The organism is Asanoa sp. NPDC049475 (genome assembly GCF_040676915.1).
In the GTDB taxonomy this organism is placed as follows: domain Bacteria; phylum Actinomycetota; class Actinomycetes; order Mycobacteriales; family Micromonosporaceae; genus Asanoa.
In genome coordinates, this window is sequence record NZ_JBFAPY010000012.1 from 16,846 (window position 1) to 38,258 (window position 21,413).

Here is a 21,413-nt window from a genome sequence, read left to right on the forward strand (position 1 = left end):
TGGTGAGCATGCGAGCTCAGGTGGACCTGAAGTCAACCGTCTCGATCGGCGACCTCGCCGCCCGCTTCGGCCTGGCCACCCACGTGCTGCGGCACTGGGAGGACATGGGCCTGCTGCATCCGGCCCGGACGGGCGCCGGCCGGCGCCGCTACACGGAGGCCGACGCGGAGCGGATCGGCGCGATCCTGCTGGCCAAGGACGCCGGGCTCGGCCTGGCCGACATCCGCGACGTGCTCAGCGCCCCCGGTCCGGTCCGTCGAGCGGCCCTACGCGCCCACCGCGACGCGGTGGAGGCGCAGATCCGCGCCCTGGAGGCGGCCAGAGACGCCCTGGACCACGGCTCACGCTGCCCGGCTGACGATCTGAGCAGCTGCCCCCACTTCCAGTCAGCAGTCAGCCGGCGGCTTGTTTCGTCAACCAGGGTGTGAGGATCGGCAGCACCGTCTCTGGTCGCATGGCGCTCAGGTGGTCCGCGCCCGGGATCAGTTCCACGGTCCAGCCGTTGGTCTCGAGCTCTTCGCGGTGGCGACCCAGCGGCTCGCCGATCGCGACGTAGGCGTCGTTCCACTTCGGACCGTAGGTGATGTTGTCGTCGGTGCCGGCGAAGGCCAGGCGAGGGAGGTTCAGTTTGCCCAGGGCGGCGCGCTCGTCGAAGTCGCAAAGGGACTCGTAGAGGGTGACGTACTGCGCGGTCTGATCGGGCGCACGCGTCACCTCGGCGGCGTCCCAGTCGCCGGGCTCGGCCTGGACGAACTCCCTGCCCTCGTTGGCGACGGCCATCCGGTGCGCGGCGGCCGTGACTGTCCGCATCGCGTCGTAGGGGCCGCCCAGGGGTGGATAGCCGCCTATGACCAGGGCGGTGAGCCGGTCGGTGCGCAGGGCGAGCTGCAGGCCGGAGAGCGCGAGCCAGGAGTAGCCGTAGTAGGCGAACCGCTGCGCGCCGGCCGCGTCCGCGATGGCGAGCAGGTCGGCCGCGACGGCGTCGGCGGTCAGGGTAGCGGGCTTCGGGTGGTCGGTCAGGTGGCCCTCGTAGTCGGCGGTGACCACGCGAAAGCCGGCCTCCGCGAGCCCGGCGGCGAGCGTGTGGCCGAGGGCGGGGTCGACGCCCCAGGCACGCATCTGCTCGCCGGCCTCGCCTTCGATCACCGTGGTGCTGACGGGGAGCAGGACGGCCGGTCCCGCGCCGCGGACCGACACGTCGATGGTCGTGTCGTCGTGCATTCGTGCGGTAGCCATGAAAACACTATACACTGTAAGGACTATGGATTCGGACATCGACGCCCACGTACGCAGGCTCTGGCGACACCGGGGCACGACGATTCCCGGCCCGCGCCGCGGCCCGGCCCAGCAACTGGACCTCGACGAGATCGTCGCGGTCGGCATCGACCTGGCCGACACCTCGGGCCTGGAGGCGGTCTCGACGCGAGCGGTGGCGACCCGCCTGGGCAGGACCGCGATGGCGCTCTACCCGTACGTGGGCACGAAGGAGAACCTGCTCGCCCTGATGCAGGACCAGGCAAGCGCGATGCCGACGTGGCCGGACCCACCCTCGTCCCTGGCCGACGCCCTGCTCGCGTGGTCGACGGCGCTGTTCGACGTCTACCTGGCGCACCCGTGGCTGACGGAGCGCAACTGGTCGCAGGCGAGTCAGGGCCCCAACGAGCAGGACTGGCTGGAGCGCCTGGCCGGAATCCTCGCCGCCTGGCAGGTCCCCGACCACCGCCGCTCCACCGCGGTCACGATGCTCTACGCGACCGTGCGCGCGACGGCCTCGACCACCGCGGCCTACCGACGGCTGTCCCCGGCCGGCGCGGACGAGTGGCTGGCCCGAGCCACCGCGATCCAGACCCACGTGCCCGACCTACGCGACCGCTACCCCCTCTCGACCGCCCTGGCGCCGCCGACCCCGGACTGGCGGGCCAACCCGCACGCCGCCCTCATCGCCGGCGTCCGCCTCCTCGCGTCCGCGCTCTGAGCCCGACCTGGGCGCCCGGCGGCTGGCCGGCATCGGCCGCGGCCATGAACCCACGCCGCTAGCCCGGAAGGTTCAGGCAGAACGGCTTGCCGGCCGGGTCGGCGAAGACCCGGAAAGTCTTCTCGCTCTTGGACAGCAGGGTCGCACCCAGGGCAAGCGCTGCCTGCTCCCCCGCGTCCAGGTCGTCGACCAGGACGTCCAGGTGGACCTGTTGCGGGTAGGCCGGGTCCGGCCAGCGCGGCGCCACATAGTCGGCCACCTGCTGGAACATCACCGGCTGCGCGCCCTCTTCGCCGATCATCGCCATGCCGTCGGCCTCGTACGTGATCGGCTTTCCGAGCAGCTCCGCGTAGAACGCGGTCAAGGCCGGAGCGTCCGGGCAGTCGAGCATCACGCCCACCAGGGTGGTGGCCGGGTCGTCGGCCCTCAGGCACAGGTCGAACGGGTGGCCCGCCGGGTCAGCGACCGTGTGCCAGGTTTCGTTGCGCCGCAACAGGGTGCCGCCCAGCGAGACCGCCAACGCCACGCCCGCCTCCAGGTCGGGCACGCGTAGGTCCAGGTGCGCCTGCTGCGGCCGCTCCTGGCCCGGCCACCGCGGCGGTCGATGGTCGGGCGCCGGCTGAAGGTCGACCCGCCACCCCTCGGCCGTGCGCAGCGTGATCCAGTCGTCGCCGACGCGGGTCTCCTGCCAGCCCGCCAGGCCCTGGTAGAACGCCGACAGGCCGGCGATGTCGGCCGCGTCGAGCACCACGGCCTCAAGCTTTCCGATCATCACGATCTCCCCTCCGACTGCCAGAGTGCCGCCGGGGTACGACAGAAATCAGCCGCCCGCGATCGTGTCCGCGACCCGGCGCAGCCCGGCGGGGGTCGCGAGATACCGGGCGAACTCCGCCCGCCGCGCGTCGGTCGCGGCCCCGGGCGACAGCAACGCCGCCTGCTCCGCGGACGACTCCAGCACCCGCTCCGCCCACGGCCGGCGCGCCGCGTCGTAGCCCGAGACGTCGTCACGCGCCAACCGCGACGCCAGGTCCACCGCGTCGAGCAGCCCCAGGTTGAGCAAGGGCCCACCGATGCCCGCCACCACGTGGGCCGCGTCCCCCGCCAGCAGCACCCGGCCGGCGCGATAGGACGACGCGATGCGGTTCTGCCGTGACGTCGACCGCCGCAGCACGTGCGGCCCGGGACCGGTCGGGGCGCCGAGCGACACAGGCCCGCCCAGCACCCGCTCCAGGCTCGCCCGCACCTCCTCGACCGTCACCGGCCCGGCCGCGGACGAGGCCGAGGCCGTGGACGAGGCCGAGGACACCGCCGTGTCCCACTCCAGCGTCGTCACCAGATGCGGCCCCCGACCGAACCGCGCGAACGAGAACACCCCGCGCGGCGTGCGGTGGAACAGATACGGCCGGTACGGCCCCAGCCGCCCACGGAACCGCGACACCGGAAGCACCACGTGCGCGCTCCGCGACACCACCCGCTCGTCGGACGTGCCGGGAAACCCGAGACCGGCCGCCTTCCGCACCATGCTGTGCGCACCGTCGCAGCCGACCACGTAAGAGGCTTCCACGGTGTAGGGACCCGACGGCCCCACGACGGACACCGTCACACCGTCCGACGACGGATCAAGACCGACGACCGAATGCCCACGCCGGACCGGCACCCCGGCCCCGAGCACCGACTCGAGCTCCCGTTGCGGCACCGGCAGGACGTAGACCGGGTTGTCGCGCAGGCGCCGCAGGTCGAGCGGGAATCCCCCGTACATGAACCGCGGGGCCGGCCGGCGACGGGGAAAGAACCCCCGGTCGGCCAGCAGCGGCACCGCCCGGCCGACGACCCCGTTGGCCTTGGGCGAAAGACTGGGCGAAGGCAACGCCTCCAACACGAGAGGGCGTACGCCCGACCGGGCGAGCTCCGACGCCAGCATCAACCCGACAGGTCCGGCACCCACGACAACGACCACCATGCCGTCAACCGTAGTTGACAAACATCGGAACCGTCAACGACGGTTGACAACGACCTAGAGCGGATTACCCGCCGTCAGCCGCAACGTGAACCCCGACTCGTCCCGCGAGAACGCGACGTAGTTGCACGACTGGTGGGTGATCCACAGCCCCAACCCACCGGTCGCACTGTCACGCGAAGGGACCAACCCCGCGAACGGGTCGGTCGGCCCGGTGCCTCCGTCGGTCACCGACACCACGATCCGGTCGGGGCCGGACCAGTAGCAGACCCGCACCGGCGGCAGCCCGTGCCGCAGCGCGTTGGTCACCACCTCACTGACCGCGATCACCAGCTCGTCGACCTCGTCGGCCGGCAGACCGGGATCGACGAGGCCAACGGCGGCCCGGGCACGGGACGCCGTCGGGTCGACCAGGGTGATCAGCGGCGGCCCGGACTGCACCACGTCCGGCGCGACCGGCGGCCAGGCGGACAGGAACGACGCGGGCGCGTCATAGGTGGCGCTCACGGCATGAGTGCCGTCGGCGTGCAGCGCACGCGGGTGGGTGCGGGCGACGTCGGCCAGCACCGCGGACGGGGTGATCCGGGTGTCGTAGGCGCACAGGCTCCACAACGGGAACTCGTCGTACGCGTGGTTGATGGCCGACTCGTAGCGCGCCCACCAGTGCCACGTCGCGCCGAACGACGGCCGCGGGATCTCGCCCACGATCCGGATCTGCGGGGCGCCCTCGGCGACGTAGCCGGCCAGCAGCTCCCGATAGGCCCGGATGGCGGCGGCGGGCCGCGCGTAGACGCTCCCGCCCGCCATGAACGTGACCCCGCCCAGCACCCCAGCAGGCAGGGCGCGGCGCACCAACAAGGCCTTCTCCGGACCGAGCGACACGACCGTCGGCTCCTTCTCGTCGACGCCGCCGGTCAGGAACGGCACCAGGACGGCGAGCAGTTCGTCGTCGGTGTCGTAGTAGACGGCCTCGTGGAAGTAGCCGACGTGCCCGGCGGCCGCACCGCTGCGGGTCATCGCGCCTCCACCCGGATGTTGGGGACGCGCAGCAGGTCGACCAGGCGGGCAGCGGCCGGCAACGGCGTGCGCAGGACCGCGGTGGCACCACGGTCGCGGGCGTAGGAGGCGAGCTGGAGCAGCGAGCGGTGGTCGACGAAGTCGAGGCTGCCGGCCTCGACCACGAGCTCACCGTCGACCACCGCGGGCGCCACCCGGTCAAGGGCCCGGGCCAGGGCCGCCGCGCCGGTGGCGTCGAGCTCGCCGGAGATGGAGAGCTGGCCGGTGCCGGCCGCCGCGTGCAGCCGGAACGGCACGTCGGGCACGTTGTGGACGGGGTGCAGGCAGGCCAGATCGGCCAACACGGCCGGATCGACCACATGCCGGTCATAGGCGCACAGCCCGTACAAGGGATGCCGGGAGATGAACCGGTCGATCAGGTGCTCGTAGGTGGCGAAGGCCGGGGACACCAGCGGGGTCACGTCGCCCACCACCCAGAGTCCGGTGTAGCCGTCGGCAAGAGCGGCGAACGTCGCCGACGCCCAGATCTCGACCTGGGCCGCCGGGTCCAGCGCGCCGCCGGTCAGGTAGGCGTCGGGCAGCGGCGACGCCGGCACCCCGTCGATGTCGGGCAGGTCGTCGCCGACGAGCCGGAGTGCGGCGCCCGCGGCCCGGCCCTCGGCGAGGAACCGGCGGGCGGCCGCCAGGAACTCGGCACGGTCGGCATAGGCCCAGCACAGGTGGCGCCCGGCACCCGCAGGCCGGGCGGCCTGGACGCCAGCCGCACGCATCCCGACAGCCTACCGCCACCCCGACCGGCACCGAATGCACAGCCCGCGGCCATCTCATGGTCAGCCGGCAGGACCCCTGGAGATCATCTTCCATTCATCAAACGCCGTCAATGTGCTGCGCATGACACGGCTCAGCCGACGCATCTTCGTCCTCGGTGGACTGGCCACTGTAGGCGCGACGATCGTCCCCCTGTCCGCCCAGGCGGCTCCCCCGTACCCCTTCAAGCTCGGCGTCGCCAGCGGCGAACCCGCGGCCGACAGCGTGGTCCTCTGGACCCGCCTGGCGCCGACCCCGCTCAACGCCGACGGCCAGGGCGGCATGCCCAACGCCGACGTGACGGTGGAATGGCAGGTGTCCACAAGCGACACGTTCGCCACGATCCAGGCGCAGGGCACCGTCACCGCCCGTTACGCCGACGCACACTCCGTGCACGTGGTCGCCGGCGGGCTCGCGCCGGACTCCGACTACTACTACCGGTTCCGCGCCCAGGGCCACATCTCGCCCGTCGCGCGCACCCGCACCACGCCGGCCGTCGGCACCTTCGGCCGTGACTTCACGATGGCCTTCGCCTCCTGCGCGCACTACGAGAGCGGCTACTACACCGCCTACCGGCGGATGGCCGAGGACCGGCCCGACCTGGTGCTGCACCTCGGCGACTACATCTACGAGGGTGGCGTGGGCAGCGGCGTACGCCAGCACGTCGGCGCCGAGATCGTCAGCCTGGCCGACTACCGGCGGCGGTACGCGCTCTACAAGTCCGACCCGGACCTGCAGGCCGCGCACCACGCCGCGCCGTGGCTGACGGTGCCGGACGACCACGAGGTCGAGAACAACTATGCCGGCACCGTGCGCGAGAACAACACCCCGGTGCTGACCGCGGCGCAGTGGACGGCCCGGCGCACCGCCGCCTACAAGGCGTACTACGAGAACATGCCGCTGCGGCCGGCGTCCGCGCCGAGCGGCAACAGCATCCAGCTCTACCGCCGGGTCCGCTGGGGCCAGCTGGCCACGTTCCACATGCTCGACACCCGGCAGTTCCGCGACGACCAGGCGTGCGGCGACGGCAGCAAGGTCTGCGCCGATGCCGACCTGGCCAGCCGCAGCATCACCGGCGCGGCTCAGGAGGCCTGGCTGCTCGACGGGCTCGGCCAGCAGCTCGGCACCTGGGACATCATCGGCCAGCAGGTGTTCTTCGCACGCCAGTTCACCTCGACCGGCGCGGCCAGCATGGACGCCTGGGACGGCTACCGCGCGTCTCGGTCACGGATCCAGACCGGGTGGCAGCAGCGCGGCGTGCGCAACCCGGTGGTGCTCACCGGGGACGTGCACCGGGCCTGGGCCAACGAACTCAAGGCCGACTACGCCAACCCGAGCTCGGCGACCGTCGGCACGGAGCTCGTCTGCACGTCCATCTCGTCGACCGGCGACGGCAGCGGCTCCACCACGATCCCGAACGTGGCGACCAACCCGCACCTGCGCTTCTACCAGGACCGCCGGGGCTACACCCGCACCACCATCAGCCGTGCCCAGATCCGGGCCGACTTCCGCGCCGTCGGCAGCGTCACCGAGCACGGCGCCGCCGTCACCACCGCGCGCTCGTTCGCCATCCTCGACGGCCGCCCCGGCCTGCAAGCCCTGTAGGAGACCACAGTGCTACTGCCCACCGCGATCGTCGCGGCCCTGCTCGCCGTGCCCGCCGGCGTCACGGTCACGACCGCCAACAGCGTCGCCACCGGTGACCAGGACGGCGGTGCCGTCGCCACCAACCGGAACGGCGACGTCGCCGTGGTCTGGGAGGACGACCGCGCCGAGTCGAACCCCGGCGACAACACCAACTCCGAGATCTACGTGCGGCTGTTCCGCAACGGCACCAGCGCGTACGAGAAGAAGCTCTCCGCCGGCGGCACCGCGGGCGTGAAGTGGAAGCACGTCAGCCCGGACGTCGGCCTCGACGATCGGGGCAACGCCGTCGTGGTCTGGAACGACGACCCGGACGGCAACGGCACGTACAACGTGGTCTATCGGGTCATCTCGCCGGCGGGCACGGTGCTCGGCCAGGGACAGGTCAACGCCGACGCGGCCGGCCAACAGCTGAGCCCGAAGGTGGCGGTCGACCCGGACGGCACGTCCAGCAACCCGTCGTCGGTCGCGTTCTCCGTGGTCTGGGAGGACGTGCAGGGCACGGTCACGCGCATCAAGGCGGCCGGCTACAGCAACATCGCCACCAAGCTGTACGAGGTGGTGGCTAGCCAGTCGACCGGCGCGCACCACCTGCCCGACATCGCGGTGTCGGCGTCCGGCGACGCGCTGATCGTGTGGGACGAGGACGGCGACGGCAACGGCTTCTACCAGATCGGCCTGGTCCGGCTGGCCAAGGGCAACGGCGCCGTCAATCTGACCCGGCGGGCGGCCAACGGCAACGGCGGCGGCCAGCAACGGCATCCGACGATCGCGGCCAACTTCAACGGCGACTTCACGGTCGCCTGGGAGTCCGACCACACGGGTACGCCCGGCATCTGGACGCGCTCGTTCGCCGCGAACGGCGACCCGAAGCACGCCGACGTGGAGGTGACCAGCACGGCCGGTGCGGCGACACCCGCGGTCGGCATCGACGACCAGGCCGACAGCGTGGTCGGTTGGACGGTCTCCGGGGTCGACGTCTGGGCGCGCGGGTTCAACCCGGACGGCACGTCGGACGGCCGGCTGCCGGCGCAGACCTACAGCAACACCACCACCGGTCGGCAGGACCAGCTCAGCCTGGCCGTGTCGCCGTGGGGCGAGATCGTCGTGACCTACACGGACGACAACGACGGCAACCTGTACGACCAGGTGCTGCTGGCACTCGGGGGCTCCAACTCCCAGTGGTGAACGCGAAGGGGTGCCCGGACCCGTGCGGTCCGGGCACCCAATTCCGCGTCAGCTCAGGATGCCGCCGAGGTTGCCAAGGACACCGCTGAGGAAGGTGACGACGCTACCAAGCAGAGCAGTAAGCATTTGGAGACCCCGTTCGTTCGATACTGAAACCGGATACAACACGCGCCACAGTCGTTCAGTCACTGACTGCAACGTCACGGTAACAGTGAGCGACGATCGGTGTCCCAATCTTCACTTTTGGTCGGATAATTTTCTCGATCGGCCAGACTTACGCCGCCATGAAGTCCTTGATCGCGGCATTGCACTCGTCCGCGTGGGTCCACGGGATACTATGCGGCGCGCCCTCCAGCGGCACCAACCTCAGGTCCTTGACCAGCGGCGGGAGCCGCTTGCCGGTCGACGCGAACGGCAGCACCTGGTCGGCCGTGCCCTGCACCGCCAGCATCGGCACGTCGATCCCCACGACGTCCTGGCGGAAGTCGGTCAGCCACGAGTCGACACAGTCGTACGTGCCGATCGGCGACGCGGTGATGCCGACGTTCCAGTGCGCGTTCCAGGCTTCCTGACTCAGCCGGTCACCACCCATGAGGTCCTGGACGTTGAAGAACAGGTCGAAGAACTGTTTGATCCACAGTGGTCGGTCCTTGGCGCAGGTCTCCTTGGCGCCCTCGAAGACCGACCCGTCCACGCCCTCGGGGTTGTCTCCGGTCTTGAGCAGCATCGGCGCCAAGGGGCTGAGCAGAACGCCCTTGGCGACCCTGGCCGAGCCGTACTGGCCGAGATAGCGGGTGATCTCACCGGTGCCCATCGAGTGCCCGATCAACACCGCGTCCCGCAGGTCCAACGTCTCCATCAGGATGTTGAAGTCCGCCGTGAACGTGTCGTAGTCGTACCCGCCGCCCGGCTGTGACGACTTTCCGAAGCCGCGCCGGTCGTAGGTGATGATCCGGTACTTGCCCCGCAAGGGGCTGACGATCTTCTCCCACGACTGCCCACTGAGGGGGTACCCGTGGATGAGCACAACCGGCTGACCCGAGCCGTGGTCCTCGTAGTAGATCTTGACCGGCTCGGTGTTCTCCTGACCCACGGTCACGTACGGCATCTGCGGACCCCCGTCCTCGTCGGAACCGACAAGGTCAACGCTGCCGACGACGGACCGCTCCGCGCATCACCCAAATACGTTAGAGGCACCGGCAGCGGTGTCAGCCCAGTGCTTTTCGCAGCAGTGCCGTCAACTGGTCCTGCTCGTCGGGTGAGAGTCGCCCGACCGCCGTGCGCGCGAAGGTGAAGGCTGTTGCGAACCGGTGGTTGATCTCGTCTCCCCGAGGGGTTCGCGCGACAAGTCGGGCGCGGCGGTCCCGGGGATTCGGTTCGCGGGTGACGAGGCCGAGCGCTTCGAGACGCGCGACGATCTGAGTGATATTGGAGGCATCGCAGCCGAGCTCCTCGGCCAGGGCGCCCATGCCGCGTCGCTCGTCGAGGCGCCCGAGCACACATGCCTGTGCCGGGCTGAGCGACAACTCGGCCGCGGCCGACTCGTAGGCGCGGTCGTAGACGTCGACCAGGTCGAACAAGACGGCCTCGGCGTCGGACGAGGTGGTCACCGGTCCGTTCGGCAGCGCCATGGCAATCATCCTAGACGATTACTTGATTCGCTCAAGTAGCTGTGCTCCAATGATCCTTGATTGACTCAAGCAATCGGAGGACTGATGGGCAGCATGAACGCGGTCGTCCTTGACCGGTTCGGCGGAGTCGACGAGCTCTCGACGCGCCGGATACCGCTCCCGGAGGTCGGCGATGACGACGTCCTGATCCGGGTGGCGTTCGCAGGGGTGGGGTCCTGGGACGCGGTCGAGCGGCAAGGGGACTACGACGGCGCTTTCGGTGTCGCGTCGACCTTTCCCTACGTTCTCGGCTGGGACGCGGCGGGCACGGTGGCCGCACTCGGACGCAACGTCACCCGATTCAGCGTGGGCGAGCGTGTCTACGCTGCGACGATGCCGGTGAAGCGCGGCGGCTGCTACGCCGAGTACGCCGTCGTCGAGGCGGAGTTCGTGGCGCGTGTGCCCGACCGGCTGCCGACCGAGCAGGCCGGCGCGATGCCGTGGGATGCCCTGACCGCACTGAGCGGCCTCGATCTGCTCGGCCTGCGACCGGGCGGAACGCTCATGGTGTTCGGCGCCAGCGGGGGCGTCGGGCACATGGCCGTGCAGCTGGCGCGGCACCGCGGCATCCGGGTGTTGGCGGTGGCCTCTGGCGACGACGGTGTGGGCCTGGCCCGGCGGCTGGGCGCCGACGACGTGGTCGACGGTCGCGAGGACGATGTGCTGGCTGCCGCTTTCGAGTTCGCACCAGCCGGGCTCGATGCGGCTCTGGTCACCGTCGGAGGCGAGACCACCGAACGGGCTCTTCGTGCGGTCAAGAGCTCCGGCCGGATCGCTTGGCCGAACGGTGTCCAGCCTGTGCCTGTGACTTCGCCTGGCGCGACGGTGTCCTTCTACGACGGGGATCGAAGCCGCACCGCCACCGATCAGCTGAACGCGATCATCGAAGCGAGTTCTTTCGAGGTCCACCTCGCCCGGACCTTCCCGTTGGAGCACGTCGAAGACGCGCACCGCGCCCTGAACGAGCACTATGTCGGGAAGCTGGCCCTCGAGGTCGGACAGGACGCGACAGGGCGCCGGCCCTAGTCGCCGAGGGCGTCCAGGAAGGTCTTCGACGGCACGAAGAAGAGGTTGCCGGTGACCGCGCGGGAGAAGTCGAGGATGCGGTCGTAGTTGCCTACGGGGTCACCGATGAACATGTTGCGCAGCATCTGCTCGATCACCGAGGGGCGGGCGGCGTAGCCGATGAAGTAGGTGCCGAACTCACCCTTGGCCGGGCTGCCGAACGGCATGTTGTCCCGCACGATCTTGTGTTCCGTGCCGTCCGCGTCCTTGATCGTGGTGAGCAGCCGGTGGGCCGACGACGGGATGGCGGCGTCGTCGAGCTCGACGTTGGACAGCTTGTCGCGGCCGATGATGTTGTTCTGCTGCTCGACCGTCAGCGTGTTCCAGGCCGCCAGGTCGTGCAGGTACTTCTGCACCACCAGGTAGCTGCCGCCCTCGAAGTCGGGGTCGTCGCTGCCGATCAGCGCGGCCTGCTCGGAAGCGGGGCCGGTCGGGTTCTCCGTGCCGTCGACGTAGCCGAGCAGGTCACGGAAGTCGAAGAACCGGAAGCCCTGCGTCTCGTCGACCGCCATGGCGGCGCCGTCGAGGCGGCTCAGGATCTGCGTGGCCAGCTCGAAGCAGAGGTCCGGCCGGGCCGCGCGGATGTGGAACACCACGTCGCCCGGCGTCGAGACGGCCTCGTGCTCGGCACCGCGGATCGCCGGCAAAGCGTGCAGCCGGGCCGGTTTCGGCCCGTCGAAGATGCGGCTCCAGGCGGCGGCGCCGAAGCCGACCACACAGGACAGTTGCGCCTCCAGGTCGCGGAAGCCGACGGACCGCACGAGACCCGGCAGGTCACCACAGAGCTCCCGGGTACGCGCGGCGGCGGCATCGCCCTCGTCGATGGTGATGACGAGCACGAACGCGGCGCGGCTGAGCGGCGCGAGCACCGCCTGCGGTTCGATCATGGCGCCACGTTACAGCGCCTCAGTCGACGGCACGGTCCAGCTCGGCCCAACTCACGTTCAGGGTGACCAGGGCGCCGTCGCCGGTGCCGCTGACGTGGTCGACCTGCGCGCCGCTGACGTACACGTCGTTCTCGAACTGCTCGCCGCGGTCGATCAGCAGGTAGCCCGTGGCCATGTAGAGCTCCGCCGGCCCGGCCGGCAGTTGGGGCCGGACCTCCGTGTCGGGCTGCTGCACCGCGTCGACCATGCCGACCGGCACCCCGGCCGCGTCGTGGACTTCCATGCCCGGGGTGACCTGGGCGATGGCGGGCGGGTCGTCGGTCTCTTCGATGGTCGACATGAAAAGGGGAATGCCCCGATCCGGACAGATCAAAACCGGTCTTCCGCTATGCGGAGAGGGCGCGCTCGAGCTGGCCGCGCAGGCCGGGCTCGTCGTCGGGCACCTGGGCCAGCGCGGCGGCCAGCACCGGACCCGCCTCGTCGGGTCGGCCAGCCGCCCGCAGCAACTCGCCGTGCAGCAGGCCCGCGAAACCGGCCTGGGTGCCGGCGCCCAGCGCGCGGAAGCCCTCGGCCGCCCGGGCGGCCCGCGGGATCGCCTCGTCCGACCGGTCGAGCCGGTCCAGCAGCCGGGCGCCGTCGTAGTCGAGCATCGCCCGCTCCCACACCGCGTGGGGCTCGTCGGGCAGCGGCATCGCGGCGGCGTCGGCCTCGGCCAGCGCTGCGAGGGCCGGCTCCGGCTGCCCTGCCCACAGCAGCGAGGTGGCGTGCCGGCGGCGGGTGCGCAGCACGTCGACCGGACGTCCGGCGGCGGACCAGGCCTTCGCCGCGTCGGCGAACCGGGCCGCGGCCGTCGCGTCCCGGTCGAGCCGGTCCAGCGCCTCGGCCAGCCGCTCCGTGACCTGCGCGAGCGCCTCCGGGTCGTCGCCGGCCGCGATCGTGTCGGCCATCGCGCTCAACTGGGCCAGCACCGACTCGTGCTCGGACAGCTCGTGATAGACGGCGACCAGCAGGTCGCGCACGGCCAGCGCCTGCGGCTCGGCGGCGGCGTCGAACGCGGCGAGCGCCTCCTCGCCGACCTCAGCCGCGTCCAGCGGCCGGCCGGCGTTGAGGTAGGCGATCGCGAGCTCGTACTGCGTGTGCGGGACGGTCTCCCGATCGCCGGACGCGGTCAGCGCGGCTATCTCCTCGGCCAACGGGGCGATCGCCTCGGCGGCGCGCGCCGAGTTGGCGAGCAGTCCCGCCCGCTGCCGCGTGACCATCCGGCGCAGGGCCGGCGCGCAGGGCACCGCGAGCCCCTCGTCGAACGCGGCCAGCGCCTCCTCTCCCCGGTCGAGCTGGCGCAGGGTGACGCCGTGCAGGAGGCAGGCGTGCGCGAGCTCGTCGGGCAGGCCGACCGCCCGGAAACGCTCACGGCTCTCGGCCGCAGCCGCCTCTGCCTCCTCGGTCTCGCCGAGCCGGCCGAGGGTCTGCGCGCGCAGGGCGAGGATCTGGCCCAGCACGGACGGGTCGTCGACCGCGCCGGCGTGCTCCTGCGCCACCCGGCCCGTGGCCACCGATTCCGGGATCCGGCCGGTGGCGGCCTGCGCGTACGCCAGCCGCAGGTGCGCCCGGGCCAGCCGCTCGGGCGCGCCGTCGGCGACCAGGTAGCCCGTGGACTCCTCGATCAGCTCGCGGCCCTCGTCGATCCGGCCCGTGCGCAGCAGCGCCATGCCGAGCCGGCCGCGCACCACCTGGCGGCGCGCCTCGTCACCGGCCGTCGCGTAGAGCGCGTCCGCCTGCCGCCAGGCCGCCTCGGCAGCGGCGTCGTCATCGTCCGCGGCCGCGCGGCTGCCGGTGCCGTCCGTGCGGCGGGCGCGTTGCAGGTCGGTCAGGGCACCGGCGCCGTAGCGCTCGTCGAAAGCCGCCCAGGCCGCGAACGCCGCGTCCTCGCGGCGGGTGCGGAACGCGGCCTCGGCCAGGTCGAGCAGCTCGTCCGGCCCGTCGGTCGCCGGCACGGGATCCGTCCACGACGGACGGGACGGCGGCGGCGGCTCGGCGGCGGCGGACGTCGAGGCGGCCCACCGGGACCCCGGCACGGCCAGCTGGAATCCGGTCTCGATCGGCGCGGCGGCCAGCGTCTCCCGTACCCGCGTCGACTGGTGGTCGGTGCCGTTGCGCGCGTCGAAGCGGTCCGCGAGGTCGAGCGCCCGCGCGGTCAGCTCCTCGGCGACGGCGCCGACCGGCCGCCCGCCCGCGGTCAGGGCGCCGCGGCCGGACGTGTCGAGCCGGCGCAGCACGAGCGCCGCCGCGGCGGAGAAGGTCATCGTCGCGTACGGCGTGGGCGAGCGCTCCAACCAGTCGAGGTGGCGCTCGACGATCTCCAGGCCCAGCACCTCGTTGCCGGTCGCCGCGCAGAAGGTGACGTGGTCGGCGATCTCGGCCAGGTCGGCCAGGCGCGTGCGGTGCAGCCGGTACGCCCGCCGGTGCGCGTCGCGGGCGGCGTCGGCCCGCCCGGTGCGCAGATAGGGCAGCAGCAGCGTGGTGTAGATGGACTGAGGCTGCTCGGTGCAGGTCAGATCGCCGGCCAGCACGGGCTCGGCGAGCGCGATCGCCTCCTCGTCGTGACCGCGCTCGGCCAGCCAGTCCGCCTTGCTGGTGGGGTCGCAGCCGACGCAGTCGGAGAGGTCGTCCCGCGGCGCGGTGCACCAGCGCTCGAACCAGCCCTGTGCCGCGTCGAGGTCACCGACGTGGCGCGCGACCAGGTGGCGGTACGCGTAGACCGCGTGCGGGCTGTGGCCGCCGGCCCGCCAGCGCCGCTCCATGTCGTCGAGCACGTCGGCGGTGCGTGCCAGCGGGATCTCCGGAAACCCGGTCAGCCCGTTGACCATCTGCTTGAACGACCAGAGCAGGCTGTGCGTCCAGCCGCCGTAGCGCACGAGGTCCTGATCGAACGCGGACAGGCACCAGCTGAACGTCACGAACGAGCGGCCGTGCTCGCCGCCGTAGACGTAGCCGTTGGTGGCCAGCATCCGCGCCTCGAACGCCTCGTCGGTCAGCCGCTGCGCGTCAGCGTGGGCGATCGCCTGTTCCAGCAGGGCGATCTGGGCGGCGCCGTAGGGCATCTCGCGCGCCTGGTCGAGCATCTCGGTGACGTTCACGGCCCGGTCTCCGGTTCGGTCGGCACCGCGCGGTCGAGCAGCCCCAGGAACGAGCGGTTGAGCAGGGCGGCGTCGGCCGGGCGGATGGGGTGGTAGCCGAGCAGCAGGGCCTGGCCGTAGAGCGCCTCGACGGCGAGCTCGACCAGGTCGGCGGTGGGCAACACGGTGATCCGGCGGACCAGGGCGTTGCGGTGGTTGAGCACGAGCTGCGGCCGGGTGTCGGCGCGGCGGTCGTCGAGGGCGGCGAGCACGTCGGACCACACCGCGTCGGCCTTCTCGCGCGTGGCGCGCAGCTCCTGCCGGAACGAGGTCTCCCGGTCGACCAGGTAGACGGCCGGCACGCTGGGCGGATCGAAGGCGCGCAGCACCACCTCGCAGCCGAGCCGGTCGAGCGCCCGCTGCGCGGTCGCGGTGAACCCGCGCAGGGCGGCCTCGGCGGCCGGCTCGACCGTCTCGAACCGGGTGGCCAGGTCGGACGGGTCGAGCCGCTCGATCCGCACGCCGCGCTCGACCTGCGCCAGCCGCTGGATGATCTCGGCGTCGTAGGTGTAGCCGGCGTTGATCAGGGCCAGGTCCTGCGCGGCCGCGATGCCGGCGAGCTGGCGGAACTGGTCGGTGGTGGCGCTGTAGCGGATCACGCCGTGCCGTTCGCGGAACTCGCGCAGCGTCATCCGGCCGACGTTGGTCTCCATCGGCCACCAGGAGGCGACCAGGTCGAGCATCACGTCGTCGTGCAGGGCCAGCGCCTTCACGCCGAGGTGGTGCACGTGCAGGAACTCGCCGAGCCGGCGCGGGTCGGTGCGGGCCAGCCGGACCAGCCAGCCGCGCAGCTGGTCGCCGAGCGCCTCCCGGGTGCTGTCGAGCAGGCCGTCCTCGTAGAGCGCCTCGCGGCTGGCGGTCGGGCGCAGCTCGCTGGTGTCGACCACGCACCGGGCGAAGAAGGCCCACTCGGGCAGGAGGCCCTCGGCACTCTCGGCGAGCAGCATGTGCTTGAGGTAGACCCGGTGGCCGCCGCGCTGGGCCGGGTTCAGCGGCTGCGGCATGACGAAGGCCGCGCCGGTCAGGCCCGCCTCCGGCACCGACAGCGGGATCACGTCGAACGGGGTCAGGCCCATGGTGCGCTCGGCGTACGCCGTCCACGCGCGGTTGCTGGCCGACTCCCAGGGCGCGCTCACCACCGGACCGGTGGTCGGCGTGCCGTCGACGGTGACCTCGACCGGCAGCTGGTCGCCGTAGAGCCGGGCCAGCTCCAGCACCGTGGCGGAAGCGAACCAGCTCTTCGCGCCGGGTCGGGGCACCAGGGTGACGGTGGTGCCGACCGGGTGCTCGCCGTCGACCTTCTCGACCAGATAGCGGCCGTCGTCGAAGCCCGTCCACCGCACGGCGGGGTGCCCGGCGGCCCGGGTGAGCACGACGATCTCCCGCGCCACGAGGAAGCACGACAGCAGGCCGATGCCGAACTGGCCGAGGAACTCGTGCCGGGCGAAGCCGAGGTCGTCGCGCTTGGAGCTGCGGCCGATGGTGGCCAGCAGCTCGTGGACCTGCGACTCCGTGAGCCCGACGCCGGAGTCGGTGACCCGCAGCCCGTCGCCGGCGGTGTCGAGCGCCACGCTGCCCGGAGCGCCCGGCTCCACCAGGCGACGGGCGGTGATCGCGTCGACGGCGTTCTGCAGCAGCTCGCGGACGTAGACCCGCGGGCTGGCATAGAGGTGGTGGCTGAGCAGGTCGACCAGGCCGGCGAGGTCGACCTGGAAGGTGCGGTGAGCGTCCATGGCGGTGCCAAGGTACCGCCCGTTCGCACGTCTCGTGTGCCCCGGCCACGGTGGCCGCCGTCGGGCCACGGCGGCCACCCTCGGCAATGCCTCCGGCGTTTCTGTCGCGCCAATGACAATTGGCATTGGCGCAACCCCATGGTGTGCGATTGACTTGCGTTCGTCATCATCCATACTGGACATCGGACGACGTGGTTTACCGACCACCGATCGACCTGCGATCCTGGTTGGTTCGCATTCGCTCCGCCGGCGAATGAGCCAATCAATTCATGTCATGTGACACAGTGATTCACCGGGACCGACCACCAGCGCCACCCGACCGAGGGAGCCCGATGGCCGACGATTCCGCGCGCATCCCGACCGAACGCCAGATCACCGCCACCCTGGCCCGGTGCCCGCTCTTCCGCGGCCTGCCGTCCGAAGCCCTGGCCGACCTGACGACCCATGTGACCCCGTTCGACGTGCACACCGGCACGATCCTCTGGGACCAGGGCGACGAGCCGCTCGACCTCGTCGTGGTGCACAGCGGCCAGCTCTGCGAGTTCCAGCCGAGCAGATCCGGTCGCCGTTCCGTGATGCACGTGAAAGGCCCGCCGCACGCGGTCGGCGACATCGCCGTATTCGACCGCCGCCCGCACGTCGCGTCGGTGGAAGCAATCCGCGATAGCGTCATTCTCGCCATCCCCGCGGAGCCTGTCGTGACAATGGCAGCGGGGTCGGTGTTACTCACCCGCAATGTCGTCCTGCAATTCGCAGGGCACGTGCGCACCCTCGCCGAACAACGCGCCGACCTGATGATTCTGGACCTCGCGCGACGCGTCGCGAAGGCGTTGTTGCGGATGGCCCGGCACACCGACCCGATGAGCGTCGACGTCGGCGTCACCGTGCTCGCCAACGTCGCCGGCGGCGCCCGCCAGTCGGTCAGCGCGGTGCTGTCCCGCCTGGAGCGCCGCGGCTGGCTCATCCTCGAACCCGGCCGCATCCTGCTGGTCGACGTCGCGGCCCTGCACCGCTACGCCGGGCTGGACCCGGCCGACGCCACGTTGTGCCGGCGGGCGTAGCGGACCTGCCAGACGCAGACCACCACCAGGATCAGCGCCACCCAGCGCGCCTCGATCGCCCAGCCGAACGTCGCCAGCAGCACCGGTGCCACGGTCGCCGGAAGGGCTCGGCCGGGTCCTCCGCCAGCATGCCCAGCCCGGCGGCCACGCTGGTGATGCCCAACGTCAACGCGAAGTGGGCCGGCAGCCCCAGCCAGGCCTCGATGCGGTGCTCACCGAACCGGGGCACAGCCAGGGCGCCGTACTCGAGGGCGAGCCACCACAGGCAGACCAGCAGACCGAAGCCGGCCAGGGCGGCGACGAACAGTGGGCGGGTCCAGCCAGTAGCGGGCCGGCGTAGAAGAGCACCACGAACAGGCCGGCGTCGAGCAGGCTGGGATCGCCCTCGATCTGGTGCGCGAGCTGCGCCACCGCCACGACCACGACGAGGTCGAAGAAGAGCTCCAGCCAGGACGCGTGCCGTTCCGCCGCGGACGTGGACGGCGCCGGCCCGGCTCAGGGCAGGATCGCGTCGACGTAGCCGCCGTCGACGCGCAGCGCCCCGCCGGTGGTCGCCGACGCCTGCGGCGAGCTCAGGTACACCACCATGTTCGCGATCTCCTCCGGCTCGATCAGGCGCTGGATCAGCGACTGCGGCCGATGCTCCCGCATGAACCGCTTCTGCGCCTCCTCCCACGGAAGGTCGCCGGGCACGAGCTGGCGCACGAACGTCTCCACGCCGCCGGTGTGCGTCGGGCCGGCGATCACGGTGTTGACGGTGACGCCCGAGCCGGCGGCAGCCTTGGCGAAACCACGGGAGACGCCGAGCAGCGCGGTCTTGGTCATCCCGTAGTGGATCATTTCGGTGGGGGTCACCACGGCCGAGTCGCTGGCGATGTACTGCACGCGGCCCCAGCCCCGCTCCATCATGCCCGGCAGGTAGTGCCGGGTCAGCCGCACGCCGGCCAGCACGTTGGTCTCGAAGTAGCGCCGCCACTCGTCGTCGGCGATCTCCAGCGCGGGCCGCGCCTCGAAGATCCCGAGGTTGTTGACCAGGATGTCCGCGTCGGGCTCCTGGTCCAGCAGCGGACCGGCGTCCGCCGCGAGGTCGACCGCGACCGACCCGACGACCGCGCCCGAGGCCCGCAACGACTCCGCCGCGGCCGCCACCCGCTGCTCATCACGGCCGGTGAGCACCACGCGTGCCCCGGCGGCCGCCAGGCCGGCCCCGATGGCCAGCCCGATCCCGGAGGACGAACCGGTCACCACGGCCGTCTTTCCCGACAAGTCGATCATCATGTGCCCCACGCTACCGCTGTTCACCCGATGCGTGATTGCGCGTCACCGAGGCTGGGTAGCGTCACCACATGAGCGCGGACAGCGGCAACGGCGGCACCCCGAACCTGCTCAACCGGTACGACGGTTACAAGGTGCTCGACGACGACGATGACGATCCCGTCCTGCTCAAGTCCGACGGCGAGGTGGTCGACACCTGGCGCGAGAACTACCCGTACGAGCAGCGGCTGGACCGCACCGACTACGAGCGGGATAAGCGCCTGCTCCAGATCGAGTTGCTCAAGCTGCAAAACTGGATCAAAGCCAACGACAAGCGGCTGGTGATCCTCTTCGAGGGTCGCGACGCGGCCGGCAAGGGCGGCACGATCAAGCGCTTCATGGAGCACCTCAACCCGCGCGGTGCGACCGTGGTGGCGCTCGAGAAGCCCAGCGAGCGCGAGATGTCGCAGTGGTACTTCCAGCGCTACGTCGCCCACCTCCCGGCGGCACGCGAGATGGTGCTGTTCGACCGGTCCTGGTACAACCGCGCCGGCGTCGAACGGGTGATGGGCTACTGCACGCGCGGCGAGTATCTCGAGTTCATGCGCGAGACCCCCGAGCTCGAGCGGATGCTGGTGCGTTCGGGGATAAACCTCATCAAGTTCTGGTTCTCGGTCACGCGGCACGAACAGCGCACGCGCTTCCTGATCCGCCAGGTCGACCCGGTGCGCCAGTGGAAGCTCTCCCCCACCGACCTCGCCTCGCTCGACAAGTGGGACGAGTACACGGAGGCGAAGGAGGCGATGTTCTTCTACACGCACACCGCCGACGCGCCCTGGACGATGATCAAGAGCAACGACAAGAAGCGCGCCCGGCTGGCCGCGATGCGCCACGTGCTCACCCGGTTCCCCTACGACAACAAGGACGAGGAGATCGTGGGTACGCCGGACCCGCTGATCGTCGGCCCCGCCAGCGAGCTGTTCGAGGACGGCGAGCCGCCGGCCAAGGCGTTCACTCAGTTCTAGGGTGCTTGTCCTTGAGCTTGCGGTCGTCCCGCAGCTCCAGGTAGGGCTCCTCGTCGACCGGGTGGCCCGCCGCGATCGCCCGGCCGCGCTCGAGCTCCGCGTCGTACTCCGCGCCGAGCAGGATGGCCATGTTCGAGAGCTGGAGCCACACCAGGAACACGATGATGCCGGCGACCGCGCCGTACGTCTTGTTGTAGGAGTTGAAGAACGTCAGGTACAGCGCGAACAGTCCGGACAGGACGATCCACAGCAGCACGGCGAGCAGGCCACCGGGCGTCACCCAGCGGAACTTCCCGTGCCGGGCGTTCGGCGAGGCGAAGTAGAGGATCGAGAACATCAGGCTCACCAGTACGACGAGCACGGGCCACTTGGCGATGTTCCAGGCGGTGACGGCGGCGTCGCCCAGCCCGAGCGCGTCGCCGATCGACTGCGCGAACCGGCCGGTGAAGACGACGATCAGGCAGCACGCGATGAGCAACAGCCCGACCGCGGCGGTGATCGCGACCCGGGTCGGCAGCTTCTTCCAGATCGGCCGTCCCTCGGGCACGTCGTAGATCGCGTTGGCGGCGCGCATGAACGCGCCCACGTAGTTCGACGCGGACCAGAACGCGATCAGCACACCGATGACCGCGCCGACGCTGGCCAGCCCGGCGTTGCCGGCGACCTGGTCGATCGCGCTGTTGACGAAGTCGGCGATGGTGCCCGGCAGCGTGCTGGCCAGGTTGTCCTGCACGGCCTTGACCGTGTCCGGGCCCAGCAGGCCGAGGATGGAGACCACGACCAGCAGGCCCGGGAAGATGGACAGGATGCCGTAGTAGGTCAGCGCGGCCGCCCAGTCGCTGACCCCGTCGTCGGAGAACTCCTTGACCGCGCGCTTCGCGCTGGCCAGCCATTCGCCGCGGGGAAGTTTGGTGGGGCTTTCGGGCGCGGGTGGTTCTTTGCTCATGGGCACCT

Annotated in this window: 22 protein-coding genes; 7 read left to right on the forward strand and 15 right to left on the reverse strand. The window is 71.2% G+C overall.

Annotated features, from left to right (window positions below):
* Window positions 1-8 precede the first annotated feature (8 nt).
* A complete protein-coding gene (locus AB0J88_RS36540) occupies window positions 9-428 on the forward strand; it encodes a MerR family transcriptional regulator (RefSeq protein ID WP_364359402.1) in 420 nt (139 codons plus the stop codon).
* Here AB0J88_RS36540 and AB0J88_RS36545 read toward each other — a convergent pair.
* Window positions 394-1,236, reverse strand: a complete 843-nt coding sequence (locus AB0J88_RS36545; RefSeq protein ID WP_364359405.1) for an alpha/beta fold hydrolase — start codon at window positions 1,234-1,236, stop codon at window positions 394-396. The two genes, AB0J88_RS36540 and AB0J88_RS36545, sit on opposite strands and share 35 nt — an antisense overlap.
* A 25-nt stretch (window positions 1,237-1,261) precedes the next feature.
* Between AB0J88_RS36545 and AB0J88_RS36550 the strand changes: the two genes are divergently transcribed.
* Window positions 1,262-1,975 (forward strand): hypothetical protein, encoded by a 714-nt coding sequence (locus AB0J88_RS36550; RefSeq protein WP_364359408.1) that lies wholly within the window; start codon window positions 1,262-1,264, stop codon window positions 1,973-1,975.
* Window positions 1,976-2,033: 58 nt separating this feature from the next.
* Here AB0J88_RS36550 and AB0J88_RS36555 read toward each other — a convergent pair whose 3' ends face one another.
* Genes AB0J88_RS36555 through AB0J88_RS36570 form a run of 4 tightly spaced genes read right to left on the reverse strand, consistent with a single transcriptional unit; the run spans window position 2,034 to window position 5,719 of the window.
* Window positions 2,034-2,747: a VOC family protein gene (locus AB0J88_RS36555; RefSeq protein ID WP_364359411.1), complete on the reverse strand. Its 714-nt coding sequence runs from the start codon at window positions 2,745-2,747 to the stop codon at window positions 2,034-2,036.
* 48 nt (window positions 2,748-2,795) lie between these two features.
* On the reverse strand, window positions 2,796-3,935 hold the full coding sequence (locus AB0J88_RS36560; protein ID WP_364359414.1) for an FAD-dependent monooxygenase: 1,140 nt from the start codon (window positions 3,933-3,935) through the stop codon (window positions 2,796-2,798).
* Between the two features lie 54 nt (window positions 3,936-3,989).
* Window positions 3,990-4,949 carry an anti-sigma factor RsbA family regulatory protein gene (locus AB0J88_RS36565; RefSeq protein ID WP_364359417.1) on the reverse strand — a complete coding sequence of 320 codons (960 nt, stop codon included), beginning with the start codon at window positions 4,947-4,949 and terminating at the stop codon, window positions 3,990-3,992.
* Window positions 4,946-5,719 (reverse strand): MEDS domain-containing protein, encoded by a 774-nt coding sequence (locus tag AB0J88_RS36570; RefSeq protein WP_364359419.1) that lies wholly within the window; start codon window positions 5,717-5,719, stop codon window positions 4,946-4,948. Before AB0J88_RS36570 ends, AB0J88_RS36565 begins: the two co-directional genes overlap by 4 nt.
* A gap of 121 nt (window positions 5,720-5,840) precedes the next feature.
* Here AB0J88_RS36570 and AB0J88_RS36575 point away from each other — a divergent pair, with 121 nt between their 5' ends.
* Complete coding sequence (locus tag AB0J88_RS36575; RefSeq protein WP_364359421.1) at window positions 5,841-7,361, forward strand: alkaline phosphatase D family protein; 1,521 nt, start codon at window positions 5,841-5,843, stop codon at window positions 7,359-7,361.
* 9 nt (window positions 7,362-7,370) lie between these two features.
* Complete coding sequence (locus AB0J88_RS36580; protein WP_364359424.1) at window positions 7,371-8,588, forward strand: hypothetical protein; 1,218 nt, start codon at window positions 7,371-7,373, stop codon at window positions 8,586-8,588.
* Window positions 8,589-8,862: 274 nt separating this feature from the next.
* Here the strand turns inward: AB0J88_RS36580 and AB0J88_RS36585 are convergent, their stop codons facing one another.
* Window positions 8,863-9,696, reverse strand: coding sequence for an alpha/beta hydrolase (locus AB0J88_RS36585; RefSeq protein ID WP_364359427.1), 834 nt, complete (start codon window positions 9,694-9,696; stop codon window positions 8,863-8,865).
* A gap of 100 nt (window positions 9,697-9,796) precedes the next feature.
* A complete protein-coding gene (locus AB0J88_RS36590) occupies window positions 9,797-10,219 on the reverse strand; it encodes a MarR family transcriptional regulator (RefSeq protein WP_364359430.1) in 423 nt (140 codons plus the stop codon).
* Between the two features lie 84 nt (window positions 10,220-10,303).
* Between AB0J88_RS36590 and AB0J88_RS36595 the strand changes: the two genes are divergently transcribed.
* Complete coding sequence (locus AB0J88_RS36595) at window positions 10,304-11,284, forward strand: NADP-dependent oxidoreductase (protein ID WP_364359433.1); 981 nt, start codon at window positions 10,304-10,306, stop codon at window positions 11,282-11,284.
* On the opposite strand, the gene AB0J88_RS36600 is transcribed toward AB0J88_RS36595, so the two are convergent.
* The 4 genes from AB0J88_RS36600 to AB0J88_RS36615 are packed head-to-tail and all read right to left on the reverse strand — an operon-like array spanning window position 11,281 to window position 17,119.
* A complete protein-coding gene (locus tag AB0J88_RS36600) occupies window positions 11,281-12,210 on the reverse strand; it encodes a Dyp-type peroxidase (protein WP_364359436.1) in 930 nt (309 codons plus the stop codon). The two genes, AB0J88_RS36595 and AB0J88_RS36600, sit on opposite strands and share 4 nt — an antisense overlap.
* Window positions 12,211-12,229: 19 nt before the next feature.
* Window positions 12,230-12,550 carry a hypothetical protein gene (locus tag AB0J88_RS36605; RefSeq protein ID WP_364359439.1) on the reverse strand — a complete coding sequence of 107 codons (321 nt, stop codon included), beginning with the start codon at window positions 12,548-12,550 and terminating at the stop codon, window positions 12,230-12,232.
* Between the two features lie 46 nt (window positions 12,551-12,596).
* Complete coding sequence (locus AB0J88_RS36610; protein WP_364359442.1) at window positions 12,597-15,347, reverse strand: hypothetical protein; 2,751 nt, start codon at window positions 15,345-15,347, stop codon at window positions 12,597-12,599.
* Window positions 15,344-17,119, reverse strand: coding sequence for an HSP90 family protein (locus AB0J88_RS36615; protein ID WP_364359445.1), 1,776 nt, complete (start codon window positions 17,117-17,119; stop codon window positions 15,344-15,346). Before AB0J88_RS36615 ends, AB0J88_RS36610 begins: the two co-directional genes overlap by 4 nt.
* Before the next feature lie 332 nt (window positions 17,120-17,451).
* On the opposite strand from AB0J88_RS36615, the gene AB0J88_RS36620 reads away from it, so the two are divergent.
* Window positions 17,452-18,180: a Crp/Fnr family transcriptional regulator gene (locus AB0J88_RS36620; protein ID WP_364359448.1), complete on the forward strand. Its 729-nt coding sequence runs from the start codon at window positions 17,452-17,454 to the stop codon at window positions 18,178-18,180.
* Here the strand turns inward: AB0J88_RS36620 and AB0J88_RS36625 are convergent.
* The 3 genes from AB0J88_RS36625 to AB0J88_RS36635 all read right to left on the reverse strand — a co-directional run bounded on the left by AB0J88_RS36625 (window position 18,132) and on the right by AB0J88_RS36635 (window position 19,458).
* A complete protein-coding gene (locus AB0J88_RS36625) occupies window positions 18,132-18,263 on the reverse strand; it encodes a hypothetical protein (RefSeq protein WP_364359451.1) in 132 nt (43 codons plus the stop codon). The genes AB0J88_RS36620 and AB0J88_RS36625 overlap by 49 nt on opposite strands.
* 82 nt (window positions 18,264-18,345) lie before the next feature.
* A complete protein-coding gene (locus AB0J88_RS36630) occupies window positions 18,346-18,627 on the reverse strand; it encodes a low temperature requirement protein A (protein WP_364359772.1) in 282 nt (93 codons plus the stop codon).
* Between the two features lie 48 nt (window positions 18,628-18,675).
* Entirely contained in the window at window positions 18,676-19,458 is a 783-nt protein-coding gene (locus tag AB0J88_RS36635) for an SDR family oxidoreductase (RefSeq protein WP_364359454.1), read from the reverse strand.
* A 68-nt stretch (window positions 19,459-19,526) separates the two neighbouring features.
* Here AB0J88_RS36635 and ppk2 point away from each other — a divergent pair, with 68 nt between their 5' ends.
* The gene (ppk2, locus tag AB0J88_RS36640; protein WP_364359457.1) at window positions 19,527-20,459 is read left to right on the forward strand and encodes a polyphosphate kinase 2; all 933 of its coding nucleotides are present in this window, start codon (window positions 19,527-19,529) and stop codon (window positions 20,457-20,459) included.
* On the opposite strand, the gene AB0J88_RS36645 is transcribed toward ppk2, so the two are convergent.
* Window positions 20,446-21,405: a YihY/virulence factor BrkB family protein gene (locus AB0J88_RS36645; protein ID WP_364359460.1), complete on the reverse strand. Its 960-nt coding sequence runs from the start codon at window positions 21,403-21,405 to the stop codon at window positions 20,446-20,448. The genes ppk2 and AB0J88_RS36645 overlap by 14 nt on opposite strands.
* Between the last annotated feature and the right edge of the window lie 8 nt (window positions 21,406-21,413).

Excerpts from the sequence above, each read along its gene's own strand:
- AB0J88_RS36540 (WP_364359402.1), top strand. The coding sequence starts at position 9 with ATGCGAGCTCAGGTGGACCTGAAGTCAACCGTCTCGATCGGCGACCTC.
- AB0J88_RS36545 (WP_364359405.1), bottom strand. The coding sequence starts at position 1,236 with ATGGCTACCGCACGAATGCACGACGACACGACCATCGACGTGTCGGTC.
- AB0J88_RS36550 (WP_364359408.1), top strand. The coding sequence starts at position 1,262 with ATGGATTCGGACATCGACGCCCACGTACGCAGGCTCTGGCGACACCGG.
- AB0J88_RS36555 (WP_364359411.1), bottom strand. The coding sequence starts at position 2,747 with ATGATCGGAAAGCTTGAGGCCGTGGTGCTCGACGCGGCCGACATCGCC.
- AB0J88_RS36560 (WP_364359414.1), bottom strand. The coding sequence starts at position 3,935 with ATGGTGGTCGTTGTCGTGGGTGCCGGACCTGTCGGGTTGATGCTGGCG.
- AB0J88_RS36565 (WP_364359417.1), bottom strand. The coding sequence starts at position 4,949 with ATGACCCGCAGCGGTGCGGCCGCCGGGCACGTCGGCTACTTCCACGAG.
- AB0J88_RS36570 (WP_364359419.1), bottom strand. The coding sequence starts at position 5,719 with ATGCGTGCGGCTGGCGTCCAGGCCGCCCGGCCTGCGGGTGCCGGGCGC.
- AB0J88_RS36575 (WP_364359421.1), top strand. The coding sequence starts at position 5,841 with ATGACACGGCTCAGCCGACGCATCTTCGTCCTCGGTGGACTGGCCACT.
- AB0J88_RS36585 (WP_364359427.1), bottom strand. The coding sequence starts at position 9,696 with ATGCCGTACGTGACCGTGGGTCAGGAGAACACCGAGCCGGTCAAGATC.
- AB0J88_RS36590 (WP_364359430.1), bottom strand. The coding sequence starts at position 10,219 with ATGGCGCTGCCGAACGGACCGGTGACCACCTCGTCCGACGCCGAGGCC.
- AB0J88_RS36595 (WP_364359433.1), top strand. The coding sequence starts at position 10,304 with ATGGGCAGCATGAACGCGGTCGTCCTTGACCGGTTCGGCGGAGTCGAC.
- AB0J88_RS36600 (WP_364359436.1), bottom strand. The coding sequence starts at position 12,210 with ATGATCGAACCGCAGGCGGTGCTCGCGCCGCTCAGCCGCGCCGCGTTC.
- AB0J88_RS36605 (WP_364359439.1), bottom strand. The coding sequence starts at position 12,550 with ATGTCGACCATCGAAGAGACCGACGACCCGCCCGCCATCGCCCAGGTC.
- AB0J88_RS36615 (WP_364359445.1), bottom strand. The coding sequence starts at position 17,119 with ATGGACGCTCACCGCACCTTCCAGGTCGACCTCGCCGGCCTGGTCGAC.
- AB0J88_RS36620 (WP_364359448.1), top strand. The coding sequence starts at position 17,452 with ATGGCCGACGATTCCGCGCGCATCCCGACCGAACGCCAGATCACCGCC.
- AB0J88_RS36635 (WP_364359454.1), bottom strand. The coding sequence starts at position 19,458 with ATGATGATCGACTTGTCGGGAAAGACGGCCGTGGTGACCGGTTCGTCC.
- ppk2 (WP_364359457.1), top strand. The coding sequence starts at position 19,527 with ATGAGCGCGGACAGCGGCAACGGCGGCACCCCGAACCTGCTCAACCGG.
- AB0J88_RS36645 (WP_364359460.1), bottom strand. The coding sequence starts at position 21,405 with ATGAGCAAAGAACCACCCGCGCCCGAAAGCCCCACCAAACTTCCCCGC.